This window comes from Sphingobacterium deserti (assembly GCF_000757725.1).
Classification (GTDB): domain Bacteria; phylum Bacteroidota; class Bacteroidia; order Sphingobacteriales; family Sphingobacteriaceae; genus Sphingobacterium; species Sphingobacterium deserti.
Map to the genome: position 1 here is coordinate 188,169 of NZ_JJMU01000021.1, position 20,016 is coordinate 208,184.

14 protein-coding genes are annotated in these 20,016 nt (G+C 43.4%); 9 read left to right on the forward strand and 5 right to left on the reverse strand.

Annotated features, from left to right (window positions below):
• The first annotated feature begins 69 nt into the window (after window positions 1-69).
• Window positions 70-4,908 (forward strand): DNA repair ATPase, encoded by a 4,839-nt coding sequence (locus DI53_RS06310; RefSeq protein WP_037496852.1) that lies wholly within the window; start codon window positions 70-72, stop codon window positions 4,906-4,908.
• A gap of 34 nt (window positions 4,909-4,942) precedes the next feature.
• Here DI53_RS06310 and DI53_RS20485 read toward each other — a convergent pair whose 3' ends face one another.
• A complete protein-coding gene (locus tag DI53_RS20485; RefSeq protein WP_037496755.1) occupies window positions 4,943-6,460 on the reverse strand; it encodes a TPM domain-containing protein in 1,518 nt (505 codons plus the stop codon).
• A gap of 147 nt (window positions 6,461-6,607) precedes the next feature.
• Here DI53_RS20485 and mutL point away from each other — a divergent pair, with 147 nt between their 5' ends.
• The 4 genes from mutL to DI53_RS06335 are packed head-to-tail and all read left to right on the forward strand — an operon-like array spanning window position 6,608 to window position 11,176.
• The gene (gene mutL / locus DI53_RS06320; protein ID WP_037496758.1) at window positions 6,608-8,491 is read left to right on the forward strand and encodes a DNA mismatch repair endonuclease MutL; all 1,884 of its coding nucleotides are present in this window, start codon (window positions 6,608-6,610) and stop codon (window positions 8,489-8,491) included.
• A gap of 34 nt (window positions 8,492-8,525) precedes the next feature.
• Entirely contained in the window at window positions 8,526-9,188 is a 663-nt protein-coding gene (locus DI53_RS06325; protein WP_037496760.1) for a rhomboid family intramembrane serine protease, read from the forward strand.
• A 1-nt stretch (window position 9,189) separates the two neighbouring features.
• On the forward strand, window positions 9,190-10,062 hold the full coding sequence (locus tag DI53_RS06330) for a rhomboid family intramembrane serine protease (protein WP_037496763.1): 873 nt from the start codon (window positions 9,190-9,192) through the stop codon (window positions 10,060-10,062).
• Window positions 10,052-11,176 carry an endonuclease/exonuclease/phosphatase family protein gene (locus DI53_RS06335; protein ID WP_241462383.1) on the forward strand — a complete coding sequence of 375 codons (1,125 nt, stop codon included), beginning with the start codon at window positions 10,052-10,054 and terminating at the stop codon, window positions 11,174-11,176. The genes DI53_RS06330 and DI53_RS06335 overlap by 11 nt, the downstream gene beginning before the upstream one ends.
• Window positions 11,177-11,197: 21 nt before the next feature.
• Here the strand turns inward: DI53_RS06335 and DI53_RS06340 are convergent, their stop codons facing one another.
• On the reverse strand, window positions 11,198-12,772 hold the full coding sequence (locus DI53_RS06340) for a S41 family peptidase (protein ID WP_241462384.1): 1,575 nt from the start codon (window positions 12,770-12,772) through the stop codon (window positions 11,198-11,200).
• Between the two features lie 242 nt (window positions 12,773-13,014).
• Here DI53_RS06340 and DI53_RS06345 point away from each other — a divergent pair, with 242 nt between their 5' ends.
• The 3 genes from DI53_RS06345 (at window position 13,015) to DI53_RS06355 (ending at window position 15,603) form a co-directional block, all read left to right on the forward strand.
• Entirely contained in the window at window positions 13,015-13,584 is a 570-nt protein-coding gene (locus DI53_RS06345; RefSeq protein WP_037496773.1) for a hypothetical protein, read from the forward strand.
• A gap of 83 nt (window positions 13,585-13,667) precedes the next feature.
• Window positions 13,668-15,065: a class II fumarate hydratase gene (fumC, locus tag DI53_RS06350; RefSeq protein ID WP_037496775.1), complete on the forward strand. Its 1,398-nt coding sequence runs from the start codon at window positions 13,668-13,670 to the stop codon at window positions 15,063-15,065.
• A 34-nt stretch (window positions 15,066-15,099) separates the two neighbouring features.
• Window positions 15,100-15,603: a hypothetical protein gene (locus DI53_RS06355; RefSeq protein WP_037496778.1), complete on the forward strand. Its 504-nt coding sequence runs from the start codon at window positions 15,100-15,102 to the stop codon at window positions 15,601-15,603.
• Window positions 15,604-15,679: 76 nt separating this feature from the next.
• Here DI53_RS06355 and DI53_RS06360 read toward each other — a convergent pair whose 3' ends face one another.
• Together DI53_RS06360 and DI53_RS06365 are read right to left on the reverse strand one after the other, a co-directional pair.
• A complete protein-coding gene (locus DI53_RS06360; protein ID WP_081939399.1) occupies window positions 15,680-16,786 on the reverse strand; it encodes a toxic anion resistance protein in 1,107 nt (368 codons plus the stop codon).
• 3 nt (window positions 16,787-16,789) lie between these two features.
• Complete coding sequence (locus DI53_RS06365) at window positions 16,790-17,578, reverse strand: hypothetical protein (protein WP_037496780.1); 789 nt, start codon at window positions 17,576-17,578, stop codon at window positions 16,790-16,792.
• A gap of 210 nt (window positions 17,579-17,788) precedes the next feature.
• Here DI53_RS06365 and DI53_RS06370 point away from each other — a divergent pair, with 210 nt between their 5' ends.
• Complete coding sequence (locus DI53_RS06370) at window positions 17,789-18,790, forward strand: acyltransferase (protein WP_037496783.1); 1,002 nt, start codon at window positions 17,789-17,791, stop codon at window positions 18,788-18,790.
• On the opposite strand, the gene DI53_RS06375 is transcribed toward DI53_RS06370, so the two are convergent.
• Window positions 18,787-19,986 carry an MFS transporter gene (locus DI53_RS06375; RefSeq protein WP_037496785.1) on the reverse strand — a complete coding sequence of 400 codons (1,200 nt, stop codon included), beginning with the start codon at window positions 19,984-19,986 and terminating at the stop codon, window positions 18,787-18,789. The genes DI53_RS06370 and DI53_RS06375 overlap by 4 nt on opposite strands.
• Window positions 19,987-20,016: the final 30 nt, after the last annotated feature.

Genomic DNA, 20,016 nt, shown 5'->3' on the forward strand with positions numbered 1-20,016 from the left:
AAGGAGGAACGAGGGCGACCGCCGTTTTACTTTATGCTTATCACTAACGAAGACCCTGAAAGGTTTTTTATGGAAGAAACAAAAGAAATACAACATGATAGCCTCGACCAAGGGGCATATGAAATTATCCGCAAGCGGCTACTCACGCAGCGAGACGAGTTAACGAAGCGGCTTAACGCTTTAAATGTCGCGCGTAAAGAAATATTTAATGCAACGGCCTTTGTGCTGAAAGCAAACCAACGTATCACGACAGAGAACAACTGCGTCGCCCGCGGCATAGTCGCATTGAACTCCGTCTGCATTTTTGGATACAATGTACATTTCGGCTTACGCTCCGAAATTCGGCTGGAAGATGTTTTCAGTATTTACCTATTTGAGAACAATCAATTTGTACCACAGACGCTGGATCTGATCAATGACCCCGCGTTTATTACCGACTACCAAAACCTATATAAATACTACCGCGACTCGATCTTTGCACGCTTTCGCCGAACGGAAAATTATTTATACATGATTTTCCAAACGAGTAAAAAGGCGACAGACTTGAAAGCTTTTAAGTGGCTGATCAAAGACGGACAGTTGCACTACCAAGATGATCGCAGCATCCATGATGTCCGACTGCCAGAGCAATTTGAGTTTGCGTGGACCAAGACGACACTGGAAGATCGCAGATTGGGTAAATTCCCCCACATCTCCATATTGGACAAGGTATTTATAGAGGCGCTACATGGCGATATAACCTTTAAAATTGAAGATAATACCGACAGCGGAAAAGGCATTTACGCGGAAAAAGTCACCAATCTGGATCAACAACTGGATGATGCGGAATATTATTACGCCGATTTAGGTAACCTCATCGCGATTCGCATCAAGCCTTACCAAGAGGATATGCGCGCCTATGTATTCAATCAACGTACGAAGGAGGTTGTTAACTTAGAATCACTTAACGATTCGGCGATTTTATTGCCCGACAACCAAGGCATCATATTTTCAAACGGTTACTACCTACAGAACGGGACACACAAGCTCTTTGACGGCGTTCTCGATGACGTGACCTTCTTGCGCAAAATTGCGTCTCCAAATGGTGAAGATTATCTCTACGTATTCACACAATCGGAGACCAACACCTACGTGTTGATGTCTTACAACATCATCCAGCAAGCTGTAGAAACACCAATTATTTGTAATGGCTTCACCATCTTTCAAGATGGCAGCTTGACCTACTTTCGCACAGAGGCTGAAGCTACGCGACACCACCAAGTTCAAATCTGGGAAACGCCATATATGGCCGTGCTGCAGGAAAATACCGACAAAAAAGACGATCCGCTTTACAAAGTTGGTAATAAGCAGATTGTGCAAGCTATGGCCGAAGCACAGGAAGTGATACAATTGGTATACAAGGAAGACAGCTACGAAGGACTGTACGAGGAAATTTTAAAGAAAACCACGAGCTTACTCGATTCCTATTTCTGGATACAGGATGATGCATTAGCAAATTTGGGGCATCCACTAAAACAAATACAAGATATTGCCAATACGGCTATCGACGAGTTTGTCAAGGTTCAGGCACAGCGAAAACATGCTGAAGAAGCAATTTTAGCCGTAAATAAAAAACTGGAAGAGCTCCAATTTGCCCATAATAGCACCACCTTCAGCGCACTTGACCAGCTGGTTAGTCAACTTGCTGCAGCACGAAGGTTTGTCGGTGAAGTTATCGAGTTAAAGACGGTCAAATACATCGACGTGCAGCGCACGGACCAGATATTGGAACAGTTGGATCTGCTTACTGCAGACCTGTCCGAACGTACCATCGATTTTCTTTTACAGGACGATGCCCTGCAAACCTACGAAAAGCGGGTGGCGCAGCAACGGATAGCTGTAGACGCTATTGAAAAAGCATTTGACGCGCGAGCCATAGAAGAAGCTAATACAGCGATCTCCAGCGAATTGGAATTGCTTATTGATATACTGAACAGCCTTAAGATCGAGGACGCGACGCAGACAACAAAAATAGTCGAGAAAATATCCATCATCTTTTCATCCCTCAACGAGGTTCGCGCGCAGCTGACACGCAAATTGCAGTCCTTGAGAAGCAGCGAAGCCACTGCGGAATTTTCCGCCCAGCTCACCTTGCTGGAACAATCTGTTACCAACTACCTGGAGCTTTCCTCTTCGGCAAACAAAGTGGACGAGTACTACACAAAAATCTTGGTGCAGCTGGAAGAATTGGAAAGTAGATTCTCCGAATTTGACGATTTTGCCCTTAAGATAGCCGATAAACGCGACGAAATCATCAAAGCGTTTAATAGCAAACGCGAGCAAATTGTCGAACAGCTTAATAAGAGAAGCCTATCGCTAGAGCAGATTGGCTTGCGGGTATTAAAAAATATCGAGAACAAATCGTTAACATTTAAAAGCCGGGAAGAGATATCCAGCTTCTACGCTGCCGATCTGATGATTGATAAAGTGCGGCAATTAACAGAAGAGCTGAGAGGCCTGAATGACGTTTCCAAAGCAGAAAATTTGGAAAACCTCCTGAAAAAATCACAGGAAGATGCGCTCCGAACTTTGCGCGATAAGTCTGAACTGTATGTGGATGGTAATAATATCATATCGCTGGGCACGCACAAATTTGCCGTTAATAAACAGGCGTTAAGCCTAACCCTAGTACGCCGAAACCAAGAGCTATACTACCACTTAACGGGCACAAGCTTTTACCAAAAGGTGAACCACGATGAACTCTTAAGCTATGCTGACTTATGGGAGCAAGAGGTCATATCGGAAAATAAAATAGTGTATCGAGGCGAGTACCTCGCCTATCAGGCCTTCCTCGCATCGCAAAGCATCCCTGATTTTGATGCGGAACGATTTATTACACAAACCGTAGAGCAGCAGTACTCAGAAAGTTATGTAAAAGGCGTGCACAATGTCGACGCTCTGCTTCTCTACCACGCGCTAAAAAAAATGGATAAAAAGCTGGAGCTTTTACGTTATGAAGGCGTGATACGCGCATCCGCTCAGCTATTTTGGGAAGCCCTACCGGAGAATGACCGAAATCGATTGACCCAATTAATCCGTGCGACACATAGTATGTTGAAGACATTCAGCGACTCAAAGCACTACCAGTCTGCTATTGACGAAATCGCCAAGCACTACACGGCGCAGCCTAGCGCGACCGAGGTTTCATCGGCAGATGCACAGACCATAGCGACCTATCTATTTGAAACATTCACGCATTATGGCAAGTTCACGCTCAGCGAGCCGGCAGACCATCTTAGGCAAGAGTTTGTACGCTTTTTAATGGACAAAAAAGCACACAAAGATTTTGATCAAGACATCCGTAACAGTGTCTTCGATATAACGGAACGCTATTACCTGTGCTTAAATTGGCTGCATTCTTTCGTCGATCTGCGGGAAAATGCAAACGCCTTAAAAAAATTGGTTCCTGAGACTGCTGCGGCTTTGCTATTTCCAGAAGCGGAATATCATTTGGTATTTGGGCAGGACGAGCTTATTTTGGAAAATCTAAAAGGCAACCACCCCCTACTGGAAAATGGAAAGCTCGTATTGCATTACCATGATTTTATAAAGAAGCTGTATGCGTTTAGAGCAAGTGATGTACCGCGCTATGCGGCGTTCAGCAACCTAAAGGAGCAACTTAGCAAGGCGTACGAGAAAGAGCTTAAAATCCAAGAGCTCGAACCAAAGATCTTGACTTCATTTGTTCGTAACCGCTTGATTAATGAAGTTTATTTCCCGCTGATAGGTAACAACCTTGCGAAGCAGATAGGCGCTGCCGGAGATAATAAGCGAACCGCCAGAATGGGCATGCTTTTACTTATCTCGCCCCCCGGATATGGTAAAACCACACTTATGGAATACCTGGCGAAAACGATGGGCTTACATTTTGTAAAAGTAAATGGCCCTACAATAGGCCACAACATCACATCCATAGATCCTATTGAGGCCAAAACTTCTGGCGAAAGGGAAGAGTTGAAGAAGATCAACTTGGCATTTGAGATGGCAGATAATGTGATGCTTTATTTGGATGACATCCAGCATTTAAGCGCCGAATTTCTCCAAAAGTTCATATCACTTGCCGATGGACAGCGCAAGATCGACGGCATTTTTGAGGGTGAAAGCAAAACCTACGACCTTCGCGGCAAACGATTCTGTGTTGTCATGGCGGGAAATCCATACACAGAGAGTGGGGCTAAGTTCCAGATCCCCGATATGTTGGCCAACCGCGCAGACGTATATAATCTGGGCGACGTGATAGGCGATACGGAGCACCTTTTCAACCTCAGCCTCGTCGAAAACGCTGCAATAGAAAACAGCTACCTCGCTAAGATCGCAGGTAAATCCTTTCCTGATTTTTATGCACTTACCACCTTCGTGGAATCGGGCGCCGAACAGTTGCCCGATCTAGAGGGCAACTACCTGAAACAAGAGCTGGACGACTTTATTGCCGTCCTCCGACATGTGCTAAAGATTCGCGATGTGGTCATCAAGGTCAACAGAAATTATATCCGAAGCGCAGCTATGCAAGACAGCTACCGCACGGAGCCGCCGTTTAAAATGCAGGGATCTTACCGAAACATGAGCAAGCTGGTGCCGCAGGTTATTCCCATGATGAATGAAAAAGAAATTGACCAGGTTATTATGGCCCACTATGAAAGTGAGTCTCAAACGTTAACCGCAGATACCGAAAGCAACCTGCTTAAGCTTAAAGAACTTGCCGGCCTCATCAGCCCTGCTGAGAAGGAACGCTGGGAGGAGATTGTAGCCATCTTCCGCAAGAATAATAAACACGGCGGGCTGGGAAAAGATGATAAGGTATTTGCCCAACTGCTGTCGTTCAATGAAAACCTCGAAGGCATTATTCAAGCCATACAAAACAAAAGCTGATTCGGGTGCTAATGATGTGGAGATGGTAGTCAAGCTACCATCTCCCTCCTGCTCCCCCACCGCCTGAAGACCCGCCGCCAAAGCTGCCGCCGCCGCTACCCGAGGATCCACCACCGCCGAATGAACTGCCCCCACTGCTGGAAGAACTCTTTACTTTTTTGGGAATAACTTCTGTACCCAAATCTTCCGTATGCTTACAGTTTGCACAAATATTAAAAACCTGCCGTGAGCCCGATCTGCTATAGGTTGCTGCTGCCAATGTTTTCGTCGCGCGCAGCTTATAGGTTTTAAAGCCACAGGCCGGACAAGCCACATGTGTCTCCTTTCCATCCCATCCTGTCAGCCGCTTCTCTTGGGTCTCTTTGTTTATCCAAACTTCATACACCTTGGTCTCCAAAGACTCTTCCTTGAGTTGTCCGGAACTAAGGTAACTCTTGAAGGTCTTAAAGTCTACTGCATCCCGATTTTGACGCTCCCAATTACCGCTATCATCCGGCGGTACGAAGCGCACTGCTGAGTTTCGGTACTTCCGTTGCAACGCAAAAAAACTAAAGAGCATGAGAGGTGAAAAGAGGTAGGGCACTATTGCTGCACGCTGGAACCGCTTAAGCGCCTTCAATTTGTTTTCCTCATCTAAAAAGCTTTTCTTGATGCTTCCTCGTACTTCATACAGCTTAAAGAGCAGTACATAACTCGCGCAAAGCGCTAAAAGATACGGAACGGAAGCTGCGCTGAACAATGCTTTCCCTCCACCCGCAAAAACTCCAGAAAATAACAGCATAAACAGCATGGTAAAACCTGCAGCGGGTATGCTGAGCAGCACGTATACAAACCAACCACTACAGCCTGTTTGCTTTTTATCTTTTTCCTCGCCCCTATACTTTTGGCCAAGCCTGTGGACCCAAAAATACAAACCTACATATAGAAATATGACGAATACAGCAGACAAGAAATTGTTATTTCGCAGGCTAACGAATGGTTTTGCTTCCGGCATCATTCTTTCCAATTCTGCTTGTACATCATCCGCGAGTAGAGCTTGCTCAACAGCCTTGGAAGCCGCCAACACGCCTCCGTCATAGTCGCCATTCTGGAAATTAGGCACTAACTGCTTCTCTCCTATTCGATGCAAATAAACATCAGGAAAAATTCCCTCTAGACCATAGCCCGAAACAAAACGATACTCGCGCCTGTTTTTAGCGATAAAAAGCAATAGGCCGTTATTTGCATCGTGCTTACCCATACCCCATGTATTAAATACCTCTAACGCAAATTCAAAAATGTCATAGCCCTCAAAATCATCAACAACCACGACGGCATACTCCGTTCCAGATTTGCTTTCTATCGTGCGGGCCATTTGGTTCAGCTCTTGCTCTGCAGCTAGCGAAAGAATACCGTCTGGGTTACTCACAAAAACATCCTGCCCCTGCGCTTTAGGGGACGGTAATGTAGAAACGGTATACTGCGCCACTACAGCGGTCGAAAAACAGAATAACGCAATAAAAACGGATAGAAACATCCATTTAATGGCAAAAGGCTTTTGAATAACGTCCATATAATATGTACTAAGAGGCAGAAGTTTACGATTTTTAGCAGAGCAAAAACCGTGCAATACCGTGTAGAATAATTCCGGCTATAGGAACTTGTTGAAGTTGGGTTTGTAGCGAAAGTTTCGCCATCATTTTCGTAACTTTGCTCTCGTATGTCAGATATTATTCAGTTGTTGCCCGATTCGGTCGCCAACCAGATCGCTGCAGGAGAGGTGGTGCAACGCCCTGCCTCTGCCGTGAAGGAATTGGTTGAAAATGCTATTGATGCAGGAGCAGATAAGATCAAAATTATAGTAAAGGATGCAGGGAAGTCGTTGATTCAAATCATCGACAATGGGTGTGGCATGAGTGTGACGGATGCACGCCTTTGTTTTGAGCGACATGCCACCTCGAAAATACGAAAGGCAGAAGATTTATTTGCTATACGAACCATGGGATTCCGTGGTGAGGCCATGGCATCCATCGCGGCCATTGCACAGGTAGAATTGAAAACACGACGTGTGGAAGATGAGCTTGGTAGCGTCATAGAAATTGAGGGCTCTAAAGTGATAAAGCAATATCCTGAAGCGTTGCCCGCCGGAACAACTATCTGCGTAAAAAATCTTTTTTACAACATCCCTGCTCGTCGGAATTTTTTGAAGAGCAATTCAGTAGAAATGCGCCATATAATCGATGAATTTCAACGTATAGGACTGGCGCATCCTACCATTTTTTTTAGCTTGCATAGCGATGGGAATGAGCTCTTTCACCTACCATCAGAAACGTTAAAACAGCGTATCGTTCATCTTTTCGGAAATAGCTACAACCAGCGGTTGGTACCCGTGGAAGAAGAAACGACGATTATTTCTTTACGCGGATTTATAGGCAAGCCTGAATATGCAAAGAAAACGCGTGGCGAACAATTCTTCTTCGTAAACAACCGTTTCGTGAAGGATCCTTACCTCAACCATGCCGTAATGAATGCATATGAGGATATTTTACCGGCGGAAACATTTCCACTCTATGTGTTGTTTATTGACATTGATCCGTCGAAGATCGACATCAATGTACACCCAACAAAGACAGAAATTAAGTATGAAGACGATAAAGCGATCTATGCTATTTTACGCTCAGCACTAAAACGCTCTATCGGCCGCTACAACATCGCGCCTACATTGGACTTCGACCAGGAAACGAGCTTTACGAACTTGATCACCAGCAAGCCACTGGAGGAGATACAGGCGCCGACAATTTCATTTAATCCAAACTTCAATCCTTTCGAAAATCCCAAATCCACAACAAGTTCCCGTGTTTCTGCGTATGTCGAAGGATTCGAAAAAAAGGCCGGGATACCTCAGAATTGGGATACCTTGTATAAGATATCGCAACAGGAAACGGCAGAACAGGTTGCATTAATTCCTGATGAACATATCAACCTCTCCGGCTCTACAACTAAGGATGCAGAAACGGAGAGAAAATTAGCCGTTAAAAAACAATTTTTTCAGCTCCACAATCGCTTTATCGTATCGCAGATACACTCTGGTTTCATCCTTATCGACCAGCAAGCGGCACATGAACGCATCCTGTACGAGCACTATATGGAGCAACTAGAAAACAATCAAGGCATAAGCCAGCAAAGTCTGTTTCCTCAAACTGTCGAATTGAATAGTGCGGATTTCGCTTTAATGGAAGATATTCTTCCCGAAATACAGACATTGGGATTTCAACTGCGGCCATTTGGGAAGACAACGTTTATCGTCGACGGTATTCCAGCAGACTTAGGCACCGGCATTAACGAAACCAAAATTTTGGAGCAACTTTTGGAAGATTTTAAAAACAATAAGGACGCCCTGCAGCTTAATAAGAGGGATAATCTCGCGCGTAGCCTCGCAAAAAATGCAGCAATCAAACCAGGCGCTACGCTTGATAATCAGGAAATGTCTGAATTGATCGACAATCTCTTTGCCACAGACTCACCAAGTATTTCCATATTTGGAAAACCCATTATCGTTACGATAACCTTGCAAGAACTGATGGAGCGTTTTAATAAAAATTAGAAATAGTACGTTTATCATACTTTATTTATAACATATGTTTTCAAATCTAACACCCGTAGTAAAGAATCTTCTGATCGCCAATGTGCTATTCTTCATTGGCTCTCGCTTGCTCCCCGGGTTGTATATATATCTACCTGCATTTTACCCAGATTCACCAAACTTTTATATCTGGCAGCTGATTACCTATATGTTTATGCATGCGGATATTGGGCACATCTTTTTCAACATGTTTTCTATGCTGATGTTTGGCCCCATTCTCGAGCAAACATTAGGTTCGAAGCGCTTTTTGAATTTCTTTCTAATCTGTGGGCTAGGTGCACTAGTCTTGCACTTCTCTGTAGACGCTATTAATATCTATCAGGCGACAGGACATCTGTTCCCGCTCAAAAGCGGCGTTTCACTGGAAAATACGGGTGCTTTTCTACAGCCTATCTATCGCACACCTATATTGGGTGCTTCGGGCTCTGTATTTGGGATCTTGTTGGGGTTTGCTTATTTGTATCCCAACATGAGGCTTATGCTCTTATTCCCACCGATACCTATTCGCGCCAAATACTTAGTGGGTGGCTTAATCGTTATTGAACTATATATGATCATCACCAAATCAGGCGGAAATATCGCACATATGGCGCACATCGGCGGTGCTCTTTTCGCATTCCTCCTGATGAAGTTATGGGGCATTCGTAAAGGCTACTAATATGAAAGAAAGCGTGTTGAAAGCATTTTGGCGGGATACCTACCAAAGTCGGTCTCCAATCCCCTTTATCATCTCGGTTCAGGTGCTTATCTTCGTGTTGATTCATTTATTTGAGCTCCTAGGGGATCTAAATGTTTTACAATTTTCCCTTGGAGGATTTATAAACACGCATCTTACACTACCGCTTTCACCTGCACGCTTCATAGAGCAGCCTTGGACTATTATAAGTTATTCATTTGTTTATCAAGGTCTTTTCCAAATTCTTTTCGATTGTCTTTGGTTGTACTGGATAGGGAATACCTTTCTTAATTTTTTGAACACCCGGCAGTTTTTATTCTTATATATTTCAGCAGTACTGTTGGGCGGTTTAATATACCCTGTATTGGGATTAGTTCCAGTCTTCCAAACGAGTACACCGTTATCATTCCACGGTGCCTCTTTTGCATTAGGATCCATTGTAGCGGCGATAGCAACACTTGTTCCTAAGTCGGAAATCAGACTGTTGCTTTTCGGGAATGTTACCCTTAAAAATCTGGCTATTGTATTTATCGCACTGTCGGCCATATTCATTGGAATGGTTAATAAAGCAGGTGCCGTGACTTTCTTGTTTACTTCGTTTTGGGGTCTATTTTTCATCCGTGCCTTACAGCAGGGCAACGACTTCAGTCTATTTTTTCAAATACGAAAAAGGTCGAAGCTTAAAGTGGTACACAGTAAGGGGATAAAATCAGCATATACGTATAGGCACCAATCTGACCTCCCCAATCAAGAAGAAGTGGATGAAATATTGGATAAAATTTCGATAAGCGGTTATGATAGCCTGACTTCTCAAGAGAAGGAAGTGCTATTCAAAGCAAGCAACGATGAGCGGTAATATGGCAAAAAAGGGTGTCTTCAAGAAAAATTTGGGCTTTTTCAGCAAAACGGTATTTATTTGTAATGTCGTCGCTACATTGCTTTTGCTCTTAAGCTATGCTGCTTCCTTTATTAATCCTAAAACATTCTGGCCACTTGCTTTTTTTGGTTTAGGATATCTGCCTATCCTTCTTGTCAATGTGGGCTTCGTGATTTTTTGGTTGCTTCGCAAACCGAAAATAGCACTTTTTATGTCTTTACCTATTCTGTTGGGTTGGAATTTGTTAAACCAACATATGGGGTTTAATAGCGGGCAGGAAAATGCTCAAAAATCGGATAGTGCAATTCGGGTAATGACCTTTAACGCCCATCTATTTATAGAGATGGAAAAGCTGCCATCAGCTGACGTCAAAAGCGATGTACTTGCGTTAATCAAAACGACCAATCCCGACGTTCTCTGTTTCCAGGAATTTTTTTCCAAAATAAAAGGAACCAAGAAGATGACAAAACGCATTATGGATGAAGCTGGCTTTGAAGATTACTACTTTGAAACCGCTGTAAAAAGCGAACACGAAGGTTATGGACAAATTATATTTTCGAAATACCCCATTATCCATTCGGGAACCATCACGAAAAACGAGTATGGAATAAATCGAATACTATTCGCGGATATTGTAAGACATACGGATACCATTCGCATCTATAATGTGCATTTACGTTCCTTCGGCCTCCAAAATGAAGATAAGGAATTCATTCAAAACCCATCGCATACCGCAAATGAAGAGCATGCGACAAGACGCGTGGGCAGAAAGTTAAAATATGCCTTTGAGGGGCGTAGCAGACAGGCTGAAGCGCTGCGCGACCATATGGATACCACGCGCTATCCCATCATCGTTATGGGGGATTTCAACGATACGCCGATGTCCTACAGCGTAAACCTGATACGAAAAGGTTTGAAAAATACGTTTAGAGAGAAAGGCCAAGGTTGGGGCGTCACCCACTACGAAATGTTACCATTCTTTCAGATCGATTACATCTTTTGTAGCAGGAAATTCGATGTGCAGAACTACAATATCATCAAAGAAAAGCTATCCGACCATTATCCGGTTTGGGCGGATATAAAATTGCAATGATGATTTAGCGTTATTCGCCGCTCATACCTGAGGTATTTCCAAAAATTCAAGTGCTTGCCTGACGAAAGGATCGCTTCTATTCTTCACCTTAAAATAGGCTTCTCTCCCAAAGTAAAACCGCCCGACAAGTGCTTCTATATCGCTTTCAATAACTTTACGGAGATCGTTCTTTTTTCGATCAGAAATGAGGAAGCCTTCCCCACGTACAAAATCGATGAAGCGATTGTATTCATTATCGGTAAGATGATAGCCCTGCAAAAAATTATCAATAGAATATGCTGGAAGCTTTTTGGTAAAACGCGTGTACACAAACTGCTCAATAAAACTATATTGTATCAAATCTTGATAAAATAGGTTCAGCGCGTTAGAGTCCTGAGGCACAATGACGTCTGGCATAATACCGCCCCCGCTGTAAACAGGTTTGCCGGCGCGCGTTTTGAACGTTTTGCCATGTGCGTACAACGTATCCAAAGCCCATAAGCCTTCATACATATTATTAAAGTCCACCATATTGGACCAATTTGCTGTATATTTCTTCTGAATACTTCTTCCTAACGGCGTAAAATACCGCGCTATACTGAGATTTACGGTAGAGCCATCAGAAAAATCATACTGCTCTTGGACAATGCCCTTTCCATAAGAACGTCTGCCGATGATGGTTCCGCGGTCCCAATCCTGGATAGCGCCAGCCACAATTTCACTCGCTGAAGCCGTGTTCTCATTGATCAAGATTGCCAATTCACCAGTCGAAAAGTTCCCGCCTTCGTCAGAAAAGTATTCTTGCCTGCTTTCGTGCGCTCCTTCTGTATACACGACCAACCTGCGATCACTAAAAAACTCACTGGCCAACTTGATAGCCATATGAAAATAGCCCCCTCCGTTGTCGCGAAGATCCAAAACAAGCTTACTAGCGCCTTGCTTTTTCAGTTCTACAACAGCTTGGCGAAACTCATCGCCCGTATTCATCCCAAAGCGCCTTACCTTAATATAGCCTACACCCGGACGAATCATGTACACCACATCCAGAGAGCTTACCGTGATCTGATCGCGCACTACTTTAATCGGCGTCACCAGATCTTCTCGATCCCTTTTGATGTGTATATTAAGGGATGTGCCACGTCGGCCGCGGATAAGCTTCTCCACACTTTCGCGGGAAATGTTCACTCCTGCAACGGCCTTATTCCCAATCCGCAACAGTTTATCGCCTACGCGAAATCCAGACTTGTCGGCCGGGCCGCCGCTGATGAGCGAAACAATCATCAAAGTGTCATTCAAATTGAAATACTCCATTCCGATTCCCTCAAACGTGCCTTCCAGTATTTCTGTTTGACGCAAAGATTCATTAGGAACCAAATAACTTGAATAGGGATCTAAATGGGAAATGATGTGGTTAATTGCTCCGTTCTGGACAGAGTCGACATTCACGCTATCCACGTAACTATCCATAACTAGATCCAACAATTGCTGAATTTTCCACGTATTATTGGATAGGCCTATTGGCACTAAACTATTCCCGGGTTTACTGCCTTGCTCGTCTACATAGTTTTGGCCAAGCAGAATACCCAAAAGCAATACTGCTGCATATGTAGCTGCCACAAAGAGATTCCGTTTAGTGCCTTTTTGCATGTACTAAGATTGGTTCGCAAAATTAATTAGTTTTCTCAAATTTGCGCGGTAAATTAATAAGTATTTGATTAAAATACGTTTAAAAGCCACTATTGTTCATATTTTGTGGTAAAATTTTAGACGCTGCCGCTGAATAATTTGCATTTTCATGCAATTGGGCGTAAATATTGCACGTATCTTTATAAGTGATTCATATTTAAAGAATATCCGTTTTGCACGAAATAGAACCATACTACAGTTGGCGCGATGATTACATAGCGGCCGAGGATGAACGATCCCCATTTTATGGCGTCGTTTATAGTGAATTTGAATTTGACAAAAAGATCTATAATTTTTTGCTGCATCCGCAGTGGGACGAGTTTGGCTCGCAAACGTTGTACTTAAAAGTGCTATACGTAGATTATGAAAAAGGCTTTTCTATTATGGAGCTAATCGGCGAGTGGAATGATGCCATTTATAACGATATTATGCTGTTAAAGCGCGAAATTATCGATATGATGACTGCAGAAGGGATTCATAAATTTATTTTAATTGGCGAAAACATCTTAAATTTCCATGGGTCTGACGATTCGTATTATGAGGAGTGGTATGACGATACAGCTGACGGATGGATCGTGGGTTTAAATTTCAGAGACCACGTGGTGGAAGAATTTAAGGCGCAGAATATTGACTACTATATACATTTTGGAGGTGATCTGAATACATTCCCGTGGCGAACACTTAAACCAAAACAACTTTATCACCACATCGAGGAACGCATTAGTAAGCGTTTGGGCATGTAGCGATGACGATAAATGGAGACGGGTTTTCTAGCCGCTTCTCTATTATTTTCATTAACTTTGCTATCAAATAAATACGTTAATTTATGTCATTCAGAATAGAAAAAGACACGATGGGCGAAGTGCAGCTCCCTGCTGATAAATATTGGGGTGCACAAACCGAGCGTTCACGTAACAATTTTAAAATTGGACCGGTAGCGTCTATGCCGAAAGAAATTATTGAAGGCTTCGCTTACCTTAAGAAAGCTGCTGCTTATGCAAACCATGAGCTCGGTGTTTTGTCAATAGAAAAACGGGATGCTATTGCATCCGTATGTGATGAAATCCTCGCTGGCGAGCTTGCCGAAGAATTTCCCTTAGTAATTTGGCAGACAGGTTCTGGAACGCAATCCAATATGAATGTCAATGAAGTGATAGCTAACCGCGCCCAAGTACTTGCCGGCGGCAAGATTGGTGAAGGCGAAGCTGTGCTTAAAGCCAATGATGACGTGAACAAATCGCAATCATCAAACGATACGTTCCCTACGGGCATGCATATCGCAGCTTACAAGGCAGTGGTAGAGGTAACTATTCCAGGAGTAGAAAAATTGCGTGATACACTACAACGCAAGTCTACAGAATTCATGAACGTGGTCAAAATCGGTCGTACACACCTTATGGATGCTACACCCATTACGCTTGGACAGGAACTCTCTGGCTACGTTGCACAATTAAATCACGGCTTGAAAGCTGTTAGAAATACGCTGGAACACCTTGCAGAGCTTGCTTTGGGAGGAACGGCAGTGGGCACAGGACTAAATACACCCAATGGTTATGATGTCGTTGTTGCAAAACATATCGCTGCGTTTACAAACTTACCTTTTGTTACGGCGCCAAATAAATTTGAGGCATTAGCCGCCCACGACGCTATTGTGGAAACTCACGGCGCACTAAAACAATTGGCTGTTTCATTAAATAAAATCGCTAATGATATCCGGATGTTAGCGTCTGGTCCGCGTTCCGGTATAGGTGAGATCATCATCCCAGAAAATGAACCAGGGTCGTCTATCATGCCTGGAAAAGTTAATCCCACGCAATGTGAAGCTTTAACGATGGTTGCCGCGCAAGTGATGGGTAATGATGTAGCGATTACTATCGGTGGTACGCAAGGACATTACGAGCTAAATGTTTTCAAGCCGTTAATGGCAGCAAATTTCTTACAATCGGCACGGCTTATTGGCGACGCCTGCGTTTCTTTCGAAGAGCATTGCGCAATCGGCATCGAACCTAACCATGCTCGTATTCAGGAGTTAGTCGATAACTCGCTAATGCTAGTTACTGCCCTTAATACAAAGATAGGTTATTACAAAGCTGCTGAAATTGCGCAGACTGCACACAAAAATAACAGTACGCTTAAAGAGACAGCTATCGCTTTAGGCTATGTTACAGCAGCCGAATTTGACGAGTGGGTAAAACCAGAAGAGATGGTCGGAAGCTTAAAATAAGCACGTGACGGATATTCAAAAATCAAAATTTAAAATGACAGCATGCTTGACCCTTTTGGCGAGCATGCTGTTTCTTATCAGCAGCTGTGTGAGGCATTCGGAAATGCAGACAGAAGGCGCAGATTACCTGCAAGGCGTTTGGGTGCAAGATAGCATTCCCCATCAAGCAGAGATGATGGATTATACCCTACACGAATTCAAGTTCATTTGTGACTCTGTGTATACAACCATGCATGTGCACGCGAAAACACAGCGTATACCCGACTCTTGCTATAAAAAGGGTGAATGGACAGAACACGCAAAGGCTGTTTACGTCATCCGTGGCGACAGCTTAATCGCCGAAGGCATTTACACGAAGGAAAATGGCAAATACAAGACGGCGGGCTGCTATAAAACGGGCACTTACTTACCGCGATATCGTGTAGCCTACCACAGCGCAGATTCCTTGGTCTTGGAAAGTCGTTTTGATCAGCGCCCTGTTGTTCTTCGTAAAACACAAAACATCTCCTGTGTGCCTAAACGCCGCTGGGAAGACTAGCGCCTACCTTAGCACAAAAATAAAAAAGCGTGGACCATGGTAGTGGGCACACGCTTTACATATCTTTTTAAGTTGATCAATTAATCAACTTATTCTCATCGCTTGCTGATTTTAGCAGATGTGATTTTAAGTCTGTTTCGGCCTGTATCAATTCTTGCTCTACGACTTTTCGTTTCTCGCGGCCTTCACGCTGTATCTGCAATACCTGCTCAATCGTGGATACGATGTCTTGATTCGCTTTCTTAATGGTTTCTATATCCACAATACCACGCTCAGTTTCTTTGGCGACATTAATTGTAGATTCTTTCAGCATTTCAGAATTTCGACGCAAGAGTTCATTGGTCGCATCGGTAACCGCTTTCTGTGCTTCCAATGCACGCTGTGCATGGGCTATCCCCAATGTAAGGACCATTTGGTTTTTCCATAGTGGAATGGTGTTGACCAGCGACGACTGAATCTTCTCCATTAAAGCGGAGCTGTTGTTCTGGATCAATCGGATCTGTGGCGCAGTTTGTAGCACCACCATACGCGTTAGTTTCAGATCATGAACCTTACGCTCAAAACGCACGACATGTTGCTCCATATCTTTATACGCTTGTATCTTGTGTTGATCTCCAGATTGCTCTGCCTCCGCCTTCATTTGGGGTAAAGTCGTGCTATGCACTTCCTGTAATTTCTCCTCGCCAGCCGCGATATATAGGGAAAGTTCTTTGAAATAGTTTTGATTTTCCACAAATAGCTTATCAAAGATCGTCACATCCTTGGCCATAGTCTTGTAGTGCCCTTCGAGCTTCAGCTCGATTTGGTGTATATTTTTTTCCACGGATTGATACTCCGTACGCATACGTTGCAACTTCTTCTTGAAATTATCAAAGAAAGGTATTAGCGGCTTCTTGTTTAGATTTTCATCAAACGATTTAATATCTGAGCGTAGATTTAGCAAGATGTCCTCTGCCCCGCCCATATCCTTGGTGCGCACTTGTTTTAATATTTCGTTAGAAAAATTGCTAACTTTTGTTTGGCTACCAACGCCATATTGAATAACATCTGTAGTCGATGTCAAGTTGATCTTACTTTTGTATTGCTCAATTTGGGATTTCTCCTCTGGCGTGAAATTCACCGCCATCGCATTGCTTTTATCTTCCTGACCGCCGTCCGTTATTGTTAAGTCGAGATTTGCCATCGTCTATTCGTTTAAAAGGTTTCTATTTTTTAAGCTCTGGATGTACACATCCGTTTCTGCGGATACATCCAGGATACCCGATTTGAACTGGTTTGTAACTTCTTGTTCGATAGCTATTGCCGCCTTGGCAATAACATCCTCCAGTTTTTTCTTGGATTCTACGGTAACACTATTGTTCAGCCTTGAATTTTCAATCTCGTCATACTTCATCAGCACATTCACCACAGTGGAGTGTCGAACAAGAAAGCGCTCAGCCTCCATTTTATCATTTTGCTCCAACAGTTGGAAAAGGTGTATGATTTTGTCGATATCTCGGTGCATCGCGCGATTGTCTATCTCTTTGCGCCAATGCATTAATCGCTCAATAAAAAGTTGCGGCGTGTCTAACACCGCTTGCGGCAATAACTGCATCTTATTTCGGGAAGCAGCCGTGGGAATCCAAGCCAGTGGCCTGACTTCCGCCAGTTCCAAACGTTGCAAATAAGGCCTTGCACGATTTAAAAGCAAACCATTACCAACGATATAAGACGTCACGGAGCCACCCAACGTAAGCAACATGGCTTGCGAAAGCGTACCGAAGAAATAAACGAACGAGGCAAACAAGGTAAGCTCAACGAGCAAGAAGATTACCGCAGTAGCATACCACGATTGAATTTTACTCTTCCGAGCCTGGGCAAGCATCACAAATGGAAAGATATGTACGGGGAGTGGAACGAACATCAAGATGGATATAAATGTCCATGCGAGTTGCTGTAGCTCCCAACGTTTAGATTTCTTTGTCGCGAATCCCATTCTGCAATTTACTTATTTTTTTTAATTCCTTAAGATATAACTTAATAGCTTGCATCAATTCTTATTCCAATGGTTGCGGCAAATATTTGCAAGGCTAAAATGCCCATGAAAATGGAACAATGCTGACAATGTGTCGGTCTTTAAGCCTGCGCTTGAAGGTCAATGTAGCGCAAGAACATCATCGCATGAAAAAATAAATTACCTTTACCTATGCAACAGTCCATTTCCTATATCGGCGCTTTACGGGTCCTTGCCACAGGTTTAGTTATCCTTATCCATGCTTCTACAGGATACTTAAATCACTTTGACGCTGCATCGTTCGATTGGCATTACGCCAATGTTTTAAATAGCTTCTCCCGATTTTCAGTTCCCTTGTTTGTTATGATATCTGGAGCCCTACTCTTAAACAAACGGGAAGACATCACCTTGTTTTATAAGAAACGGATGAGTCGGATTTTAGGCCCCTTTGTCTTTTGGGTAGTCATTTATCTTATTTACCACTTTTACCGCAACACGAATTTTGAGGTTCTGCCACTACAGCGTGTGATGGAGATAAGTATAGACAAGCTTTTACATGGTCCAAGTGCGCATCTCTGGTTTCTGTATATGATTGTAGGCATTTATATTGCGGTACCTTTTCTCCGAATTCTTGTAGCCTACGCTACAAAAAGAGAAATGCTGCTTTTGCTGCTATTTTGGTTGCTATCGCTGATCATTATGGAAAAGACCTATTATGCGTATGTCCCTAAGATCGATCTTACGTTCTTCTACGGCTACGCCGGATACATGATTCTTGGCCACTACCTTGCTAAAGAGAAGGTCAATATCCCCACTTCGTTGCTGGTCTTACTTATTATCGCAATCGGCATGATGAACACGTGTTGGACATTTTACCTCAGTCAATCCAGCCATAGTTTTTCCCCCGCTTTTTATAATTACCTCGGCTTGAACAATGCCATACTAGCCGCTGTTGTGTTTTTGCTTTTCAAAAAATTAGTTACACAACCGTTACCCTTCGCTATTGAGCAGGTAGACCGCCTTAGCTTTGGCATCTATCTGATCCATATTATTGTACTGAATTATGTACATCCGCTCATTCCTTTCAGCACGGCTTTGAAGATTCCCCTTGCTACTGTAATTACGATATTGGCTTCCGGCGCTTTAATCTTTCTTTTACGCAAGATCCCCTATGCAAAGTATGTAAGCGGTTAAGAAACACTAGTATTGACTTTTTTGTGCTTGGAAAATACCAAATGTGCTATCAGCGCTAGTAAACTAAACAATGCTCCTACAGCGCATACGGCTGGCCACCCCCCCTGCTGCCAAGCCAACGCAGCAAGATAGGTACCGAGCGAACCACCCATAAAATAACAAACCATGTAAACCGTATTTAATCGGCTTGTGGCGTTTGTTGGTATAGAAAAATAGTCCGTTTGATTCATAATGTGCGCGCTTTGCAATCCTAAGTCGATTAGAATAATACCGATCACCAATCCTATATATGTGTTTCTTCCAAAATAGATAAATCCCCAGCTTAATACTAAAACGAGTAGTGAATAATAAATAAGTTGGTAGATAGTGAATCGCTGATTAAGGCGACCCACAAACGCGGCCGCCAAAGCACCGGCGGCGCCTACGAGTCCGAAGCTTCCAACGATAGATGCGCCAGCATAAAATGGAGCTCCTTCCAAATGAAAAACTAAAGTCGTAAAAACGGCAGACATCGCGCCAAATCCCATCGCACCACGGAAGGCAGCTAACTGTAACTTCGGCTCTGTTTTAGCAAGATGCCAAACGGACCGCATAAGCGAAAGGTATGACCCTTTGAAGTTTGGCTTAAGTTCTGGAAGAAGTAAAAAAACAGATAACCAAGTGACTATCATTCCGCCGGCGGCAAGTCCAAACATAGTTCGCCATCCCCAATATTGGCCAACAATACCACTAAAAAAACGCGACAACAAGATTCCCATTAACAATCCCGACATCACTAAACCAATATTAGCGGATTTATTTTTTGGTTGGGAAAGCTCGGCAACCATAGGCACAAAGATCTGCGGAATGACAGATGTAACGCCAATGCAAAAACTGGCAACGAAGAGCATCCATAAACTATCCGCAAAAGTCATCAATAACAGCGCAGCTATAACGAGCACCAAATCAAACAATATAAGACGTTTCCGCAATAATTTATCACCCAGTGGCACAATAAAGAGCAGACCGCAGGCATAGCCTAATTGCGTAAGAACTGGTATTTTACTGACAGTTGATTCGGCGACTTGGAAATCTGTCGCGATCAAGCCTAGCAAAGGCTGGTTATAGTAATTATTGGCCACAACCAAACCTGAAAGGATAGTCATGAGCCACAAAATTGCAGGCGTGAGTTGTGGCTTTGAAGATAGGGTTTGCATACGATAACGTTATAGGCTTGCCAAGGTAGC